Origin of the sequence: Lysinibacillus sp. NPDC056185 (assembly GCF_047737915.1) — a bacterium.
Taxonomy (GTDB): domain Bacteria; phylum Bacillota; class Bacilli; order Bacillales_A; family Planococcaceae; genus Lysinibacillus.
On record NZ_JBLLLQ010000016.1, the window covers coordinates 83,175 to 101,289 of the forward strand.

General features: G+C 37.8%; 12 protein-coding genes and 1 riboswitch. Of the genes, 5 read left to right on the plus strand and 7 right to left on the minus strand.

Annotated features, from left to right (window positions below):
- Positions 1 to 105: 105 nt before the first annotated feature.
- The 4 genes from ACMZ42_RS15970 to ACMZ42_RS15985 all read right to left on the minus strand — a co-directional run bounded on the left by ACMZ42_RS15970 (position 106) and on the right by ACMZ42_RS15985 (position 4,190).
- Positions 106 to 1,500 (minus strand): nucleoside recognition domain-containing protein, encoded by a 1,395-nt coding sequence (locus ACMZ42_RS15970; protein WP_415731991.1) that lies wholly within the window; start codon positions 1,498 to 1,500, stop codon positions 106 to 108.
- Positions 1,472 to 2,197 carry a FeoB small GTPase domain-containing protein gene (locus ACMZ42_RS15975; RefSeq protein WP_370079655.1) on the minus strand — a complete coding sequence of 242 codons (726 nt, stop codon included), beginning with the start codon at positions 2,195 to 2,197 and terminating at the stop codon, positions 1,472 to 1,474. Before ACMZ42_RS15975 ends, ACMZ42_RS15970 begins: the two co-directional genes overlap by 29 nt.
- Complete coding sequence (locus tag ACMZ42_RS15980) at positions 2,194 to 2,454, minus strand: FeoA family protein (protein WP_370079657.1); 261 nt, start codon at positions 2,452 to 2,454, stop codon at positions 2,194 to 2,196. Before ACMZ42_RS15980 ends, ACMZ42_RS15975 begins: the two co-directional genes overlap by 4 nt.
- Before the next feature lie 434 nt (positions 2,455 to 2,888).
- Entirely contained in the window at positions 2,889 to 4,190 is a 1,302-nt protein-coding gene (locus ACMZ42_RS15985; protein ID WP_415731992.1) for a hypothetical protein, read from the minus strand.
- Between the two features lie 721 nt (positions 4,191 to 4,911).
- Between ACMZ42_RS15985 and mntA the strand changes: the two genes are divergently transcribed.
- A complete protein-coding gene (mntA, locus tag ACMZ42_RS15990) occupies positions 4,912 to 5,325 on the plus strand; it encodes a type VII toxin-antitoxin system MntA family adenylyltransferase antitoxin (RefSeq protein WP_370079663.1) in 414 nt (137 codons plus the stop codon).
- Entirely contained in the window at positions 5,318 to 5,722 is a 405-nt protein-coding gene (gene hepT / locus ACMZ42_RS15995; RefSeq protein WP_415732008.1) for a type VII toxin-antitoxin system HepT family RNase toxin, read from the plus strand. Before mntA ends, hepT begins: the two co-directional genes overlap by 8 nt.
- Before the next feature lie 76 nt (positions 5,723 to 5,798).
- On the opposite strand, the gene ACMZ42_RS16000 is transcribed toward hepT, so the two are convergent.
- A complete protein-coding gene (locus ACMZ42_RS16000) occupies positions 5,799 to 8,762 on the minus strand; it encodes an ATP-binding protein (RefSeq protein WP_415731993.1) in 2,964 nt (987 codons plus the stop codon).
- 206 nt (positions 8,763 to 8,968) lie between these two features.
- Between ACMZ42_RS16000 and ACMZ42_RS16005 the strand changes: the two genes are divergently transcribed.
- A complete protein-coding gene (locus ACMZ42_RS16005; protein ID WP_370079667.1) occupies positions 8,969 to 10,129 on the plus strand; it encodes a response regulator in 1,161 nt (386 codons plus the stop codon).
- Positions 10,130 to 10,254: 125 nt separating this feature from the next.
- On the opposite strand, the gene ACMZ42_RS16010 is transcribed toward ACMZ42_RS16005, so the two are convergent.
- The gene (locus ACMZ42_RS16010) at positions 10,255 to 12,159 is read right to left on the minus strand and encodes an S-layer protein (protein ID WP_415731994.1); all 1,905 of its coding nucleotides are present in this window, start codon (positions 12,157 to 12,159) and stop codon (positions 10,255 to 10,257) included.
- Positions 12,160 to 12,551: 392 nt separating this feature from the next.
- Here ACMZ42_RS16010 and ACMZ42_RS16015 point away from each other — a divergent pair, with 392 nt between their 5' ends.
- A complete protein-coding gene (locus tag ACMZ42_RS16015) occupies positions 12,552 to 13,481 on the plus strand; it encodes an AEC family transporter (RefSeq protein ID WP_415731995.1) in 930 nt (309 codons plus the stop codon).
- Positions 13,482 to 13,961: 480 nt separating this feature from the next.
- Positions 13,962 to 14,076, plus strand: a riboswitch (TPP riboswitch).
- Between the two features lie 133 nt (positions 14,077 to 14,209).
- Entirely contained in the window at positions 14,210 to 15,988 is a 1,779-nt protein-coding gene (gene thiC / locus ACMZ42_RS16020; RefSeq protein WP_415731996.1) for a phosphomethylpyrimidine synthase ThiC, read from the plus strand.
- 243 nt (positions 15,989 to 16,231) lie between these two features.
- Here thiC and ACMZ42_RS16025 read toward each other — a convergent pair whose 3' ends face one another.
- The gene (locus tag ACMZ42_RS16025; RefSeq protein ID WP_415731997.1) at positions 16,232 to 17,737 is read right to left on the minus strand and encodes a catalase; all 1,506 of its coding nucleotides are present in this window, start codon (positions 17,735 to 17,737) and stop codon (positions 16,232 to 16,234) included.
- Between the last annotated feature and the right edge of the window lie 378 nt (positions 17,738 to 18,115).

Sequence of the window (18,115 nt, forward strand, 5' to 3'; positions counted from 1 at the left end):
TTTATAGTTTCTTGCTCTATCGTTTTATGAAAAATTAAGCCCTTATGTGGTGTAAATACGTATGTGATACCAAATAAGGGATATTTGGTTTAAGACCATCCATCATCACACCCAACCAAACGCTCGAGCAATTGTTGCTGTTAGCCATGTTACGCCAATGGCAATAACCGTTGGAATTAAAAACGACATAAATGTCCACTTTGCACTTTTTGTTTCTTTATAAATATTGACTAAAGTCGTTCCACAAGGGAAGTGTAGCAGTGAGAATAACATCATATTTAAAGCTGTTAGCCAAGTCCAGCCTTGGTCGATAAACACTTGTTTTAGCTTCGATAAATCCTCGATTTCTAGCATAGCTCCTTGCGATAAATACGCCATAATTAGGATAGGGATAACAATTTCATTGGCTGGCAGCCCAAGAATAAATGCAGCCATAATAAAACCATCCATACCAAGAGCGTGACCAAACGGCTCTAAAAAGTTAACAAAATGCATTAGAATACTCGTATCACCAACGTAAATATTGGCGAATACCCAAGTCAAAATAGAGGCAGGCGCTGCAACGATAACCGCTCTTTTTAATACATTCCATGCTTTATCAATACTTGCTCTTAAAATTGTATCCCAGAACTTTGGTTTTCGGAATGGTGGAAGCTCTAATGTGTAATGGGTTGGTACACCCTTTAAAGCTGTTTTAGAAAGGACCCATGAAACAGATAATGTTACAACGACGCCCAACATAACAAATCCTATTAAAATGGCCGATGTTACAAGTGTACTTGTTGCACCTGAAAAACCAGTTACCATAAATAAGGATGCTAATAAAATAAGTGTTGGCCATCTCCCATTACAAGGAACAAAATTGTTCGTTAAAATGGCTAACATTCGTTCACGAGGGGATTCTATAATTCTCGTTGACAGAATAGCAGCAGCATTACAGCCAAAGCCCATTGCCATTGTTAATGATTGTTTTCCGTGTCCACCTGCTCGTTTAAATAAACGGTCCATATTAAATGCTACACGTGGTAGATAACCGTAGTTTTCTAATAGGGCAAACATAGGGAAGAATATAGCCATTGGAGGTAGCATAACACTAATAACCCAACCGGTACCTCTAAATAGCCCAAGAATTAAAATACCGTGTAGCCATTCTGGTGCGTGCATTGCTTCAAAAAGAATGCTTAGCTTACCTTCTAGATAGCCGAATAAGTTTGCTAACATATCTGATGGTACGTTTGCGCCAGCAATAGTAATGTAAAAGACAGTCCCAAGTAAGATAAGCATAATAGGGAATCCCCAAATGCGGGATGTGAAAATTTCATCTAATTTATCAGATCTGTACATTGCAGGTTGCTGCGATACTACTTTTTTACATAAAGATTTGCTTTTAGTATAAATATCACTAACGATTTCATCTCGAATATCCTCATTCGAAACCTCGTTCACTTCAGCTAAAATACCCTTAAGTGAATTATGATTTAACACTGACTGGGACTCCATTCGTTCTCACCTCGTGCTGTTTATTATTCTTATGATTTTGCAGTTTTAAGATCAATTCCTCATCACCATCAAGTAAGCGAAGGGCAACCCATCTCGATGGATATTTTTCATCAAAATAACCTTCTAATTTCGATTCTATCTTTGTAATGGCTTCCTCTATATCTTTCGAGTATTTCATGCGATACGGAGTTGTCACAATTGTCCCATTCACCAGTTGATTTAATGTATCCAGCAATCGATTAATGCCTTTTTTATTTCTTGCCGATATTTTTACAACTGGGACTCCTAGTTCACGAGCTAATCTCTTTTCATCAATTCGGATACCTTTTTTCTCCGCTTCATCAATTAAATTGATACAAATGATGACATTATCAGTCATTTCTAAAACTTGGAGCGCAAGATTTAAATTTCTCTCTAATGATGTTGCATCAAGCACAACAATCGTTGCATCCGGTTGGTCAAAAACAATATGGTCTCTTGCTACTTCTTCATCTGCTGAATTGGAAAATAGAGAATAGGTCCCGGGTAAATCCACGAGTACATATTGCTGTCCTTTGTGTTCAAAAGATCCTTCTGCATGAACAACCGTTTTCCCTGGCCAGTTCCCAGTATGTTGCTTCAATCCTGTTAATGTATTAAACAATGTACTTTTACCAGTATTTGGATTTCCTGCTAAAGCTATTCTATTTACGCTCATTTTGTATTCCCCCTAACAATTTCGCCTAAAATCATAGAGCTTTCATCATTACGTAATGCAATCGTCGTATTACTTACGCGATAAGCAACAGGGTCGCCTAAAGGACTTTTACGAAGAACAGAGATTTCTGCTTCTTTCACAAAGCCTAAATCTAATAATCTTCTTCTAAGAGGACCCTTAATATTAATTTCTTTTATTAAAAAGCAATCTCCAAATGAGCATTCAGAAAGTGGTTTCAATGTTTTTTCCATACGCATTTTTTATTCCTCTCTATAATAATATTTCCCGAACTTCATATTGTTTCTCTAAGGAAACTTTATTAATGATTATCCCCGTTTTATGACAATTGTCAATAGTTTTCTGATTTTTTTTTGAAAGAACGCGATAAAAGAGCGTTCTTATGAAGGGAATGAAAGCGCATTGCCTAATCAGTTGTTGGACCAAGAAATGTTGATAAAGGGGGCTGTTTGAAATACCAAGTAGAGCAAAGTTGTTGGTGTAATGATATGAAAAGGTCCTCTTTATGATGTATTAATATAAGAGGGATTTCGTTACAGGTGCCCATTGAATTTTTGAAAGAAGAGGTTGACTGTGAAGAAGCAAAAGCAGAGCAGAAAAAATCATAACCCTCCGCAAGTAATAAAATTGGCAGAGGGCTATGATTTTTTTACTGAAGATCATTAGTGGATTACTATCTAACAATTTGGAATGAACCAGATGTCTTTGTTTGAATGAAATGACGATTTCCTTCTACTGTGTAATCAGCAGGTTCTTGTTCGCCAAAGTCATAGGTACGAACGATGGAGGCATTCGGTGATAGGCTATTGATAATGATTTCCATATCCGCCTCGAATTCAACTGGTTTTTTATTTAATGTTGCCTGGAATGTGATACGATTCAAATTTCGTGTAATTTGAATTTCCATAACACCAGTATCCTCATTAAGAAGAGTTCCTAGTGGTGGAATAATAACAGTCATATTGGATTTTGTTGTTAAAACGAAGCGCTCTGTACTATTTTCTGAGTCTGCAACGTTTATTTTTGCTGTATAGGTATTTTTGTTTCTAGTCATAGCAGTGATCTTACCAGGTACGGCTGTCGTATCCGATAAAACTGGAGTTTTAGTCCCGTTTCCTTTAGTCGGTAGATCATATTTTCCATTTACAAAGTCTACTAAAGTCCAAACGTTTGGCACAAGCTGCTGTTGCACAGGTGTTAAAGCTTCGAAGGCTGTTTTCACTGCCTGTACATCTTGGGCAGTGGACGTTTTAGGCGATAAATCGGCAATGGCATTTTCTACTTCCTTAGCTGCCGCCTTATCCTTTACAACAAGCTGTTCAGCATCTAACAACATCTTTTCGACACCAGCAGGTAATGAGACGTTTGTATGTCTGCGTAGTGCATTAAGCTCAGCTCTAGCATCAGCTACATCTTGATGAAAGGTAATGCGAGAAGAGTTTAATAATTGGATTTTATTGACCACTTTATCGATAGATGTGTTTGGTGAAATATAGGATGTCAATATTCTTTGTGATTCCGCACTTACAAAGGTCTTTTGCGCTGCATTTAACGTATTGTACCAATCTTTCGTTTCCATAACATTTTGGTAGTAATTAACGGAAGTCGATTCCACCGATGCCAATTTCTCTTCAATTTGATCAGCAAGCTTACGATACGCTACTTTCGTCTGTTTATGATTGGACAGCGTTGAATAATTCGTCACGTACTGTTGTTCCGTTGCAGTCAACTCATCGTATGCTTTGCTAGCTGTCTCTAAATTTGCTTGGAATGAAGCGGTTGTATCATTAATATTCGAAATAAGTCGAACAACATTCGAAACCTTAGAGTTGTAGTAATAAGTATTATCGTATATGTAAGCAGTTTTTACCTGTCCTGTAATATCAGCAGCCGATGCTGACATAGTAGGTGCAGCATAGATTAGTGAAGGGGCCGCAACTAGGGCGAGGAAGGCTAGTTTTCTTTTGTTTTTCATAATACGGGAAACCTCCTAATTGGTTTTTTCATAAGTGTCATAGTAATTCATCGGGATTTTTGTCCTAGATGAAATCTTTGATTGCCTTGAGAATATCCTAATATATGTTGATCAATTTCGCCTTGGCGTAATTGAGTCCGGATTTTGAATCGTGCCCGCACAATTCACTCCTTTCAAAATCCGTGACATCCGCCGGAAACTTTAGGCCAACATGATGTTTTTTGTGAGAAAGCGCAGTGCAACGTAGCGTCAGCATGATGTTGGTCACTCAGTCGTTGCCACAGGACGTGGCGTTCTTAGACTGAGTTCTTCTATTTTCAGCAGGTGTTTGGGCACTTATTGAAATGGAACTACATCCGATTCATACCACAACTTTTGAGGTGGGGACTTCTGCTGAGTAAGATAAACCAATTTTATCATATATTAGGATTCTTTTATGTATATTTTGAGTGAATAGGTAGATAGGTAGTACATTTTTTTAAAACAATTTGTGTCTTATGTACTTATGGGAATATGAAGGGTAAGAGATCGCGCTTTTCAATAGAGATGGATAAGATGGATAGAATCGCAAGAATGGTGGGTAGAACCCGCAAAGTGATGGATAGAATCGTAAGAATGATGGATAGAACTGCAAAACTTCAAGATAGAATCCCGAAACTAACGGTTAGAACCCTCATACAAAGGATAGATTTTGTTATAATGATCCTAAGAAGGAGCGGGGGTGTTTGATTTGCAACAAAACTGGCAGAAGGTAGTTGTTGAAAAACTAGCATCAGCTGTTAATCCAGCCTTTGTTATTGTTTTTGGTTCTTATGCGCGGGGTTCGGCACGTGAAGATAGTGATTTAGATATAGCGTATTATGCAAATAAGCCTCTCTCGGGTTATGAACGTTTTCTATTAGCCGGAGAAATTGCACATGCTTGTAATATTGATGTTGATTTAGTCGATATGAAGACGGTTGATACAGTGTTTGCAGCACAAATTTTTTCAAGTGGTATGGTCATTGATTGCCAAGATGAAAACGCCTTTGTTAAAGAACGAATGAGGGCTCTATCAATGTATGTGACGTTAAATGAACAACGTGCGGGAATTCTGAAGGCAATTGAAGAGAGGGGTAGTGTCTATGGTGAATAATGATGTTATTCTAAATAAGATTGCTACAATTGAACGCTGTGTGAACCGTGTCAACGAGGTGTATGGTGGTAATCCTGAAAATTTGCAAGATTTTACGAAGCAGGACAGTATCGTTTTGAATATTCAACGTGCGTGTGAAGCTAGTATTGATTTGGCAATGCATATTGTTAGTGATTTAAAGCTTGGTTTACCTAAAACGAGTAGAGAAGCATTCAAGTTTCTTGAGGAAAATAACATTATAGACCATGCATTAGCAAAAACATTAATAAATATGATTGGGTTCCGAAATATTGCTGTGCGCGATTATCAAGCAATCGAATTAAATATACTCCAAGCAATTATTGAGAATCATTTAGGTGATTTTAAAACCTATGCAGAGGCAATATTGCTTATATAAAAGAAACAACAGGCTATAGGGATCTAGCCTGTTGTTTTTTAATTTGTAGAACGGATAGAACCCGATGATCCTACCCTTATTTAGGAATTGGGAAAGAGATGGTCGTGCCTTGTCCAATCACACTTTCGATCGTTAATTGCGCGCCAAATAATTGCTTTAGGCGTTGTTCAGTATTAACGAGACCGATACTTGCTTTCTTTTTAGGGTCAGTGTTATCGAAGCCAACGCCATTATCGGAAATGGAGATTGTAAAGTACTCGTCGACCTCTATAATGCGAATTGTGATGGTTCCTCCTTGTTGTTTAGGTAAAATCCCATGCTGGATGGCGTTTTCAACCAGTGTTTGAATCGACAGTGGTGGGACGGATAGCTCTATTATTTCAGGGATGTCCCATTCTACTTGAACTCTATTGCCAAAGCGTATTTGCTCTATGGCTATGTAGGAGCGGACCAGCTTTAATTCATAGTTAAGAGGCACAACTAAGTCAGCATTTTGGAAATCAAAGCTCATCTGTAAATAATCACTAAAAGCAAGCAGTAATTCCTCCATTTGCTCATCGTCTACTCCGTGTAGAGAAATAATAGAGTTAAGTGTGTTAAAGAAAAAGTGGGGCTGAATCTGAGCTTGTAGCCATGCTGCTTCGATGCGTAGACGTTCTTCACTGGATTGCTTAACACGAACGAGTGCATGGACCCTTGATTTAAGCTCCACATATTCCACTGGTTTCTTTACATAATCATTTGCACCACTTAAAAAAGCAAGCTGTATATCCTCTCTTTGCTGACGAGCTGTTAAGAAAAGAATAGGTAGCTCGGAAATAGAGAATCGCTCACGAATCCGTTTTGCTAAATCATAGCCTGACATATACGGCATCATAATATCAGAAATGACTAAATCAAAGCTGCTTTCCTGTAGTTTTTTTAGAGCCTCTGCACCACTTATTGCCGTTTCAATTTCGTATGGCTCCGTTGACAGCACATTAACAAGCACCTGTAAGTTCACAGCGTCATCATCAACAATTAAAACACGCGAATGACTTGTCACAAGGGACCCTTGTTCAGTAGCTGCAGTAATTTCACCTTCAATCATAGAAAGGTTGTTTAATAATGAAACGTATTTAGAAAGAGAAGCATCATGTTCAGCGTTTAAGTCGGCTTCATCCACCGCCAAGTCTTTAGCTATCGGTAATGAGAAAGTAAACGTAGAGCCTTTGCCAACAGTGGATGACAGCGACATTGTGCCTCCATGTAAGGTAACGAGTTCTTGGCAGATACTTAATCCTAGACCAAGTCCACCACCGATAGATGTCATACTTGAATCAACTTGCTCATAGGGCTCAAATATTTTTTCTTGCATGTCCTTTTCAATGCCAATCCCTGTATCCGTAATAGAAATATATAGTTTTTTGCCGACCACTTCGGCATCGAAAGTAATAGAACCTTTTTCGGTAAATTTAATAGCATTATGAAGTAAGTTCGTAAAAATTTGAATAAGCCGAGTCTCGTCTGCCAACACAGGTGGTAAATCTTTAGGGATGTCTATTATTACCTCTACAGGTTTACCTTTTAACATAAAAAGAAATATATTGCTTACACCGCTTGCTAGATTATAAGCATTAATCGGCTTTAGCTGAAGACGAATAGTTTTTTCCTTTAAATTTACTAAATCAAGTAAATCATCTAGCATATAGGACATATGATTACCGATTGTTAGCAAAAGCTTTAAATCGTCATTATTTTTTTCAGCGAGTTGATGATCCTGCTTCACTAAGAGTGTTTGTGCAATACTCATCATGCCGTGCAGTGGATTGCGAAGCTCATGTGAGGTATTTGCAAGAAAATCATCCTTTGTATTTATCTCTTTTTGCAGCTTCACGGAAAGCTTTTCAGTTTGCTGCGTTGTTTGGAAATAACGAGTAATCCAAAATGCTGATAAGGCATTGATAGCAATCAATATATCGAATGGGTAATTTTTCTGGCCAAATGAGAAAAATAACGAATTATTTACAACCGCAGCACCCATTAATAATAAAAATGTTACTCCGTTGTCTCCTTTAATTACTATAATTAGCATGAAAATGGTTATAATAATAGGTGAAACAATAAGGAGTATTATGAAAATAATTTTAGTACTAACAATATACTCGATAGGAGCTATGACAATAAACAGTAAGTATGCAGCTAATAGTATTGGAATAACATTTAATATTTTGGGTTTGGAATACTCCTTGACCAGATCGCGTAAAAATAAAAAGAGAAATAGCATGGTACTAATATAAAAGAAGTAATATATTTTATTCGCCCAAATCCAGTTAATGGGCATGTAAATATATAAAATTCTATTGCTTGAAGCAAGAATAGTTATACATGTCGAAATAATGTGCATTGTGAAGTAAATAAGTGAGTTACTTCGAATTCCTATCGCATAAAGTAAAATCGTGAAAAGTAAGTAAATTATAAACACTAGACAAACTACAATTTGCGTTGTAAATGAAAAAAACTTGGATTGTTCCATAGACTGTAAATCGCCAAAAATTATTTCTTTTGTAAAACCACCTTGTGCATAGCGATTTGTTTGGAAGCCTTGTATGATGATCTCACTCTCACTGGAATCTAGTGTAAAATAATAGGTGATAGGTCTACCGATGGGGGCAGTTTTTTCATTATCTAATGTCATGTCTCCTAGACCACCAATAAGCTGTCCATCAACATAAAGCTCATATGGTGACAGTCCTTCGGGTATAGTAATGCCATATAGTTGAGGCTTTTTGTGATCTTTCAAAATAGTTAAGCGATAAGAACCAAAATGAATGTTTTTTCCGTTGTTAAAGTATTGATCCCAAGATTCTGGTAAAGCGGAATAAATTTCATGATCATTCTGTTCAGATGGTTTTTGGTTTTTTGAAACGAGTAGGGTATTTGGGTAAAACGCCCATTCACCCTGTAGTTTTCTTTGAAAATCTTTACTAGTTTCAATACCTCTTAAATCGATAGTCCCTTGTTTCGCAACTAATCCTTCTGGGACATTAATGAAATCCATCCAGGCGAATCGCAGTAATGTAAGCAAGGTAAAGAATATACTAGCAATCAGGAAAATTTTTATTTTTTTTGAAAGAGTTTTTGTTTTTATCATAGATGATATTTTTCGACAGATTCTCAAAAACTCCTTCAAAAGTAACATTTTTTATCAAAATTAATATAAATGAACGATATTAATATATGACTAGCTTTTTAGGAGGGGATGTTATGAGAATTGTAATAGTCGATGATGAATATTTGCCATTAATGAGACTAAAAACCTTAATTGAAAAAAGTAGTATCCCGGAAATTGACATAGTTGGAGATTATACAGATTCTTTAGAAGCGATTGCTCAAATACAAAGTTTACAACCTGATGTTGTATTTTTAGATATAGTAATGCCTAATATGGATGGACTTGCGCTCGGGGAAAAAATTCAAGAACTATTGCCAAACGTAGAAATTGTTTTTACTACAGGATTTGACCAATATGCTATAGATGCTTTCAATTTGCATGCTATAGATTATTTATTAAAGCCTGTGCAAAAGCCTCGTTTGCATAAAGCATTGGAACGATTACAACGGATTATCGAAAAAAATCCACCAATTCCAACTAAGAAAAAAACGATTCAGCTATTAGGGGGCCTGAAGGTAGTTACGCCTGATGGTAATACACAATTAATGAAATGGCGTACATCGAAAGCAAAAGGATTGTTTACTTATATGCTTAGCCATCGCAATGAAATGATTTATCGAGACACCATTTTGGAGTTGTTTTGGCCAGAATCCGATATAGATAAGGCCTCCAAGCAGCTATATACAGCTATTTACACCGTCCGACAAACTTTAAAAAATTATGGACTAGATGGTGTGAAGATCTCTAGTCCATTACTAAATTCAGGCTATAGAGTATTGCTAGAAAATGTGGTAATTGATGTAGAGCAATGGCTAACTCAATTAAAATCTTTGCCTCCACTTGATCAGGGAACGATAGAGGAGTATGAGTGTGTATTCCAAGCTTATACAGGCGATTATTTAGGTGATGACGGTTATATATGGTCAGAAAGTGAAAAAGAGCGACTAAGACGATTGTGGTTGCGCCATGCTCAACAATTAAGTGAGTTCTATATAAAAAATAAAGACTATCAAGCTGCTGTGAAGGTGCAAGAAAAAGTTCAATTATTTTCACCTGATGAGGAAGAAAGCTATTTCACCTTGATGAAGCTCTATGATTTACTGAACAACGTTGCTGCAGTAGAGGAGCAATATTGGCTATTAAAAAAAATGCTGCAGGAGCAATTAGCGATGGAGCCTAGAGAGGAAATTGAAGAATGGTATAAAGACTGGAGAAAAATGAGTATGATTTCGCCGGTAGATATTTTGGGTTGAGATTTGATTTTATATGAGATTGAAGAACCATATTATATTTAATAGGACAACTTAATTTTATTCATACAATAGTTGTTTTTCCTCAACATGAAAGGACTCGGCATTGTGCCAAGTCCTTTCAATTTTTATTGTTTACCTGAACGTTGGACATCTTTATAGATTTTGATGGCCCTGTCTAAACTGTTAATAGCATCTGTCACCTCGTACGAAGATGCATAGGAGTTATTAACAACAGATTGGGCGTAATCAACTGCTTTTTCTAGGTCCTGTTTTTCTCGTGCTGTTGTCCACCTTTCATAATAGGGGATATCAGAGCCATCTCCATTCGCAGAAACTTTTACGTACTGAACAGAATTAATGAGTGACTTTAGCCAAGATTTATCAACGTAATTCCCATAATTCGCACCTGATTTATAATTACCCCTATATGTTGAAATGGCATTATATAAGTAACTATATGCATACGAAATATCTGATTGAGACGAAGAGCTATTATTTGCAGTACTTTGTGCGTATGAAACAGCAGAAACTAGAGCGTCTTTTTCACTTTGCGTCGTCCAAATTACATTGGAGGATAGTTCAGATCCATTCACAGAAACGGTTACATACTGAACAGAGTTAATAAGTGATAAAAGGTCAGATCGATCGGCATTGTATTGATAAGTACCATATTTTTGAGCGCTCTTATAAACAGTGATAGCGTAGTTTAAATTGCTAATAGCATTGGTGATATCAGACTGCGTTGCATAGCTATTATTTACAACGTACTGAGCCGATGAAACGGCAGAGGTAAGAGCATCCTTCTCACTTTGCGTCGTCCAAGGTACATATGATGCTATATCATTACCATTGTTCCAAGAAACCGTTACATACTGAATAGAATTAATCGTTGATTGTAATGAAGACTTATCGCTATAACCATATTTTGTTCCATTTTTTTGCACAGCTTGATAAACGGTTAATGCAATTCTGTATTGTGTAATAGCATTGTTTACTTGTTCCTGAGAGGCGTTGGAATTATTAGCTACTGCTCTTGCGCTGCTTAAGGCATATTCGAATGCTGTACGTTCAGCCTGCGTCGTCCATCTTTCAGTTGTTAAAACGTCATATCCATTAACGGATACGGCAACGTACGGAGGTATAGCTACTAAATTACTAAGCTCATTTTTATTCACCACAGGTAATATCACAGAGGCTTTTTTATCATCCACCTGCACCTTGTTAATTAGGTGTCCTGAATCTAATGCCACCTTTGCCCCGTGTTTGACGATCACTTGTTCAATTTTACCTTCTCCGTAAAGGCTAAAATCATTCTCAACATCGATTGTAAGCTTATCAACATTGGCTGTAACTTCAAATGCTGCAACTTTACCAACTACATCGATTTTTGAAATAGCTTTGTCAGAAGTCACATTTACTTTAGTGCGCTCCAAGTTAATGTTTGGAGATTTAATATCTTTTAGGGAAACATTTAACCAATTAATATTTCTAGTCAATAAAGGCTTAAAAGTAATTGTATCCCCAATAGCAACGCTATCAATTGTAATGGCCTTCTTCACAAGATTAGTTACAATAAGCTTATCTTTAATGTTTACATTTTGAACCTTTACATAATCCGCATTTACAGTTAGGCTTCCTTCAATTTGTGCGTCACCACCATCAAAATATACCGCTTTATTGTTTGTGCCAGCTTTAGTTAATGTTAGCTCTGTAACGCTCGTGATTTCGCCATTTTTTACTACAATTGTAGCTTGGGCATTCTTCAATGCAGTGCTATTAGCTGTTTTAAAGAGAGGTTTCAGCGACTGACTAATTTTAAATTGGCCATTGGATGTAAGTACTTTCTCTTTAGTGACGTTGTTAATGGTAACAGTTTGCCCCTTTGTTTTGGCCGCAGCTACCTGCCCATCCATTTGAATTGAGTGGTTTAAAGGTGAATCATTTGAAGCGGCATCTGCAGTTGACATTGGTGATACTAGGGTTGCTGTAATAGCAGTTGCCATAAAAGTCGTTAATACTTTATTCTTCATTTTAGTCACTCCGATCATCGTATTTAATGGATAATATATCATATATTTCTCTAATTTAGTACATGAAGGGTATATTTTACTATTTATTATACTTAAATGAAATGTAGTCCCTTTTTCTGTATCGTTCGTTTTTAAGAATCCTTAATTATTTCAGAAAATCTGAAAGTGAAGTGCGGTTTTTTTGCGCGAAACTTGGTAATTTGGTGCGGAAATCACGCTCATTTCAAGCGCTATAACGTTCCGAAAGATAACTTTTACCATCTATTAAAGACACTGTATTAGTTCAGTGTGTTCAGAAAAAATGCCTTGATATGAGCGGTGAGTTGATTTTGAAGTACATTGACCAAGCATAAAAACAGCACTACTATAGGAGAGGGAAGGGGGACATCACTATGGTGTATCTCGGTATGATATTTTTTCAAATTGTAGCTCCGATTTTAGTGCTTCTAGTACTTGGCGCAGTTTTACAAAAGAAATTTCGCTTTAATTTAAAGGCGTTATCCCAACTTATTACATATTGTTTCATGCCAGCAGCTGTTTTTGTGAATTTATATGAAACGAGTATAGAGCTGTCTGTACTTGGGGAAGTTGCGTTATTTATCCTACTCTTTATCGGAAGCCAAATGGTGCTTAGTCACTTTCTAGCAAAGGGACTCGGTTTAGTAAAAACAGAGGCGGCAGTGTTTAAAAATAGTGTTGTCCTAATTAATTCAGGTAACTATGGTATTCCAGTGGCACAGATGATTTTTGTGACCCAGCCGATTGGAGTAGCAATTCAGGTCATTCTTGTAATATTTCAAAATATGACGACCTACACTTATGGCTTGTATAATTTAATCTCTTCAACAAAATCGAGCATGTCTATTGTGAAAGATTTCCTCAAAATGCCTATTATTCATGCACTTATTATTGGTGTGGCAATGAACTATTTTAATATTGCTATTCCACAGTTTGTAAGAATTCCGATAGATCATGTGGCAGATGGCTTTATCGCTGTAGCATTAATAACTTTAGGGGCACAACTATCACAGCTTGAAATCAAATCCATGTTCAATAAGATGGTATTCATTAGCTGTTTTACACGACTAGTCATAGGGCCAACCGTAGCATTGCTCATCATTTTTGCGCTTGGTCTTGACGGTGTCGTGGCACAATCACTTTTTATAGCTAGTTCGTTCCCGACGTCGCGAAATAGCTCAAGTTTGGCATTAGAATATGACGTAGAATCGGCAACTGCTGCACAAACAGTTTTATTTTCAACGATTGTAAGCTGTATTACAGTGACAATCGTGATTTATGTAGCGGAACTGTTGTTTACCTAACTGCTAGGTGCTCATTTGATTGCCCATAGTTGATAAAAACTGAAATTGTTCTGATAAATGTTAAAATTGTTCCGATAAAACAAGATAATATTCCGATAAAAGTTAAAATTGTTCCGATAAAATGAGATTTTGTTCCGATAAATCTTCAAAGTATATGAATTCATCGAATAACGTGAAGTTGAATTCCGTTCCGGCTGTGCGCTTTCCTGGGGGCGTCCGATGAGCCGCTTCGCTTCGCTGCAGGGTCTCGGGCCAGCACGATGCTGGTCACGAAGGCGTTATCACAGGACGTGATGGTTTTAGCCTTCGTTCCTCTATTGCTGATCCCCGAGGAGTCGCCCAGCCTCCACTCCAATCAACTAATATACATGGCACAAGTTTTAATGAATACCATCGACAACTTTTAATGATAAGCCAAAAATAATTCAAATGAAGCTTCCATCTATTAGCAATATCTGCTACACTATCATCAAACTTAATAGCATTAACTAGGGGAGTCTGATGAGTCAGGCTGAGAGGGAAACGCATAGAGGTTTCTTGACCCTTTGGACCTGATCTGGCTCATACCAGCGTGGGAAAGTTAACCATTATTGCACTCAATGTTATTTGCAATAACTATACCTTTACATTCTTAGCCGGATCCAAAATTTTTTGGATTCGGCTTTTGTCTTTGTTTGGGTGAGCTAGATTCGGTCCTTATATAAATGTAAAAGGGAGCGAAGTAGTTTATGACAACAGTTAGCGACAAGAATATTACGATTATGTCTAGTTTTGAAGGAAGTAAAAAAGTTTACGTAGAAGGATCTCAATCAGATATTTTAGTGCCAATGCGTGAAATTGCTCTAAGTCCAACGACTGGAAGCTTTGGTGAAGAGGAAAATGCGCCAGTACGTGTTTATGATACGAGCGGCCCGTACACTGATCCTGCGTATAAGGTGGATATTACGAAAGGATTGCCAGCTTTATGTAGTGCATGGATCAAAGAACGCGGTGATGTTGAAGAATACGAAGGTCGTACTATCAAGCCAGAAGATAATGGATTCCGTAAAGCTGATGATCCGCGAATGAATGAAAATGTTTTTCCGGAATTATCTAGAAAGCCTTTACGCGCGAAGAAAGGTAAAAATGTAACACAGCTTCACTATGCACGAAAGGGAATTATTACTCCAGAAATGGAATTTGTAGCGATACGTGAAAATATGGACCCAGAATTTGTGCGCTCAGAGATCGCGGCAGGACGTGCTATTTTGCCATCTAATATTAATCACCCTGAGGCAGAGCCGATGATTATTGGACGCAACTTCCACGTAAAAATTAACGCCAATATTGGCAATTCAGCAGTGTCATCCTCTATTGCAGAAGAGGTAGAAAAAATGACGTGGGCTACACGCTGGGGTGCTGATAACATTATGGATTTATCTACTGGTAAGCATATTCATACGACACGTGAATGGATTATCCGTAATGCCGCGGTGCCAGTAGGAACGGTGCCGATTTATCAAGCGCTAGAAAAAGTAAATGGTGTGGCAGAGGATTTAACGTGGGAAGTGTATCGTGATACGTTAATCGAACAGGCTGAGCAAGGTGTTGATTACTTCACGATTCATGCAGGGGTATTACTGCGCTATGTGCCATTAACGGCTAATCGTGTAACAGGCATAGTGTCTCGTGGAGGCTCGATTATGGCGCAGTGGTGTTTATATCACCATCAAGAGAGCTTTTTATATACTCATTTTGAAGAAATCTGTGAAATTATGAAAACCTATGATGTAGCCTTCTCTTTAGGTGATGGTTTACGTCCGGGTTCTATAGCAGATGCAAATGATGAGGCTCAATTTGCGGAGCTAGAGACGCTAGGGGAATTAACGCAAATTGCCTGGAAGCATGATGTACAAGTGATGGTAGAAGGACCGGGACATGTACCAATGCATCTTATTAAAGAAAATATGGATAAGCAGTTAGAGGTGTGTAAGGAAGCACCTTTCTATACTTTAGGGCCGTTAACAACAGATATTGCTCCTGGCTATGACCATATTACATCGGCTATTGGTGCTGCGATGATCGGTTGGTATGGTACGGCAATGCTATGTTATGTGACGCCTAAAGAGCATCTCGGCTTACCAAATCGTGAGGACGTTCGTGTAGGGGTTATTACGTATAAAATTGCTGCACACGCGGCAGATTTAGCGAAAGGGCATCCGGGAGCACAGCAGCGTGACGATGCACTATCTAAGGCACGATTTGAATTCCGCTGGCGCGATCAATTCAATCTTTCGTTAGATCCAGAGCGTGCAGTCGAATACCACGATGAAACGTTGCCTGCAGAAGGAGCGAAAACTGCGCACTTCTGTTCAATGTGTGGACCTAAGTTTTGTAGTATGAGAATCTCACAAGATATTCGTAATTATGCAAAAGATCAAGATTTAAATACGACTGAAGCAATCCATAAAGGAATGCAAGAGAAAGCTGAGGAATTTAAAAAGGCAGGCAGTCAAATTTATCAATAATTAGCGAAGAGGGCTTGTGTCTATCAAATTAGGCACAAGCCTTATTTTAGGTTCATCGGACGCCATTGGGAAAGCGTCCAGTCGGAACGGAAATCAACCACACATTATGGTGATGAGCCCTCGTTCTATAAAAAAGCTCCATGTGAAGTTGCCCTTCACATGGAGTAAAAAGTTGGATTTGGATATCAATAATAAGTGGAAAAATCAATTATGCCTCAGCAAATGTTTGTTTGCTGAAATAAGTTAAACGTTTGTTGCTTGTTTTTCGTATGGGTTTGAAAGATCCATACCTTCCAATGAAAGACCCATAGCTTTTGCTATACCTTCACCATATGCTGGATCAGCTAAATAGCAGTGCAGGATATGACGACGTTTGATGAACTCTTCAACTGGTGCCATATCATTAGCAGTATTTTCGAATAGGCGTTGTTGCTCTTCGGCAGTCATTAGGCGGAATAATTTACCCGGCTGCTCGAAGTAGTTGCTGTCGTCTTCACGGAAGTCGTGGATACCGGCATTACCGTCAATACGTAATTCAGGCTCTTTATAGTCTAAATTATGCTCCCATTCACCATAGCTATTTGGTTCATAGCCCAAAGTTGAACCAAGATTGCCATCGAAACGCATAGCACCGTCGCGGTGGAACGTACGGAATGGACATTTTGGTGCATTTACAGGAAGTGCGTAGTGGTTCACACCTAAACGGTAGCGTTGTGCATCTGCATACGCAAAGATACGAGCTTGTAACATTTTGTCTGGCGAGAAGCTAATACCAGGGATAATGTTAGATGGTGCAAAGGCAGCTTGCTCAACTTCCGCAAAGTAGTTGTCCGCATTTTTGTTTAACTCGAATTCACCCACAGGAATTAATGGGAAGTCTTTTTTATACCATACTTTTGTTAAATCAAATGGGTTATATGGTAACTCACGAGCTTGTTCCTCTGTCATTACTTGAATGTACATTTTCCATTTAGGGAAATCGCCTTTTTCAATTGCCTCATATAGATCGCGTTGTGAAGATTCGCGGTCGTTACTGATTACTTCAGCAGCCTCAGCACCAGTGAAGTTTTTAATGTCTTGCTCTGTACGGAAGTGGAATTTAACCCATACGCGCTCATTTTCAGCATTAATAAAGCTATAAGTGTGAGAACCGAAACCATGCATATTGCGGTATCCAGTCGGAATACCACGGTCAGACATAACAATTGTTACTTGGTGAAGCGCCTCTGGTAATGAAGTCCAGAAATCCCAGTTTGAATTAGCGTTTTTCATATTTGTGCGTGGGTCGCGTTTTACCACGTGGTTTAAATCTGTGAAGTGTAAAGGATCACGGAAGAAGAATACAGGTGTGTTGTTACCAACTAAATCCCAGTTACCTTCTTCAGTATAGAACTTAAGTGCGAAGCCACGAATATCGCGCTCAGCATCCGCTGCACCACGCTCACCTGCAACTGTTGAGAAGCGTGCAAACATCTCAGTCTTTTTTCCAACTTCTGAGAAGATTTTTGCTTTTGTATATTTAGTAATATCATGCGTTACAGTGAGAGTACCGAATGCACCTGAACCTTTAGCGTGCATACGACGTTCAGGAATAACTTCACGGTTGAAGTTCGCTAATTTTTCAATTAGCCATACATCCTGAAGTAATAGAGGACCACGAGGACCTGCTGACATAGAATCGTGGTTGCTTACTACTGGAGCACCACCTGCTGTTGTAAAACGACGGCTACGATTATTTTCATTTGTCATATTAGTTTACCTCCTAAGAAAAATTGTGAGTCAAACTCTTCATCAATAACTATAACAAACGCAAACTAGAATTGCTAGTAAATTATAATCATTATTGTTAAAGAATTTTTATAGTAATATATAAATTATAAATATATGCTAGACTTAAAAGGATTATGATTAACCTTTACCACTAATTTAGGTTTTTTAAACATTTTCGAGAATTACTTAAAAATAAGTTATGAAGAAGAGGGAGCTTAAGAATAAAAGAAATTAAAATGAACTCCTTTGTTTATTTATTCTTATTGAAAATAGGGTATGATAATTGAAAATAATACTTGATTGCAGTGAAGGCTTGGCCACCTCTTGATAATCAGATATCGATGTGATCTCGCGAAG

Excerpts from the sequence above, each read along its gene's own strand:
- ACMZ42_RS15975 (WP_370079655.1), bottom strand. The coding sequence starts at position 2,197 with ATGAGCGTAAATAGAATAGCTTTAGCAGGAAATCCAAATACTGGTAAA.
- ACMZ42_RS16025 (WP_415731997.1), bottom strand. The coding sequence starts at position 17,737 with ATGACAAATGAAAATAATCGTAGCCGTCGTTTTACAACAGCAGGTGGT.
- ACMZ42_RS15980 (WP_370079657.1), bottom strand. The coding sequence starts at position 2,454 with ATGCGTATGGAAAAAACATTGAAACCACTTTCTGAATGCTCATTTGGA.
- ACMZ42_RS15970 (WP_415731991.1), bottom strand. The coding sequence starts at position 1,500 with ATGGAGTCCCAGTCAGTGTTAAATCATAATTCACTTAAGGGTATTTTA.
- ACMZ42_RS16010 (WP_415731994.1), bottom strand. The coding sequence starts at position 12,159 with ATGAAGAATAAAGTATTAACGACTTTTATGGCAACTGCTATTACAGCA.
- thiC (WP_415731996.1), top strand. The coding sequence starts at position 14,210 with ATGACAACAGTTAGCGACAAGAATATTACGATTATGTCTAGTTTTGAA.
- ACMZ42_RS16005 (WP_370079667.1), top strand. The coding sequence starts at position 8,969 with ATGAGAATTGTAATAGTCGATGATGAATATTTGCCATTAATGAGACTA.
- ACMZ42_RS16015 (WP_415731995.1), top strand. The coding sequence starts at position 12,552 with ATGGTGTATCTCGGTATGATATTTTTTCAAATTGTAGCTCCGATTTTA.
- ACMZ42_RS15985 (WP_415731992.1), bottom strand. The coding sequence starts at position 4,190 with ATGAAAAACAAAAGAAAACTAGCCTTCCTCGCCCTAGTTGCGGCCCCT.
- ACMZ42_RS16000 (WP_415731993.1), bottom strand. The coding sequence starts at position 8,762 with ATGGATTTCATTAATGTCCCAGAAGGATTAGTTGCGAAACAAGGGACT.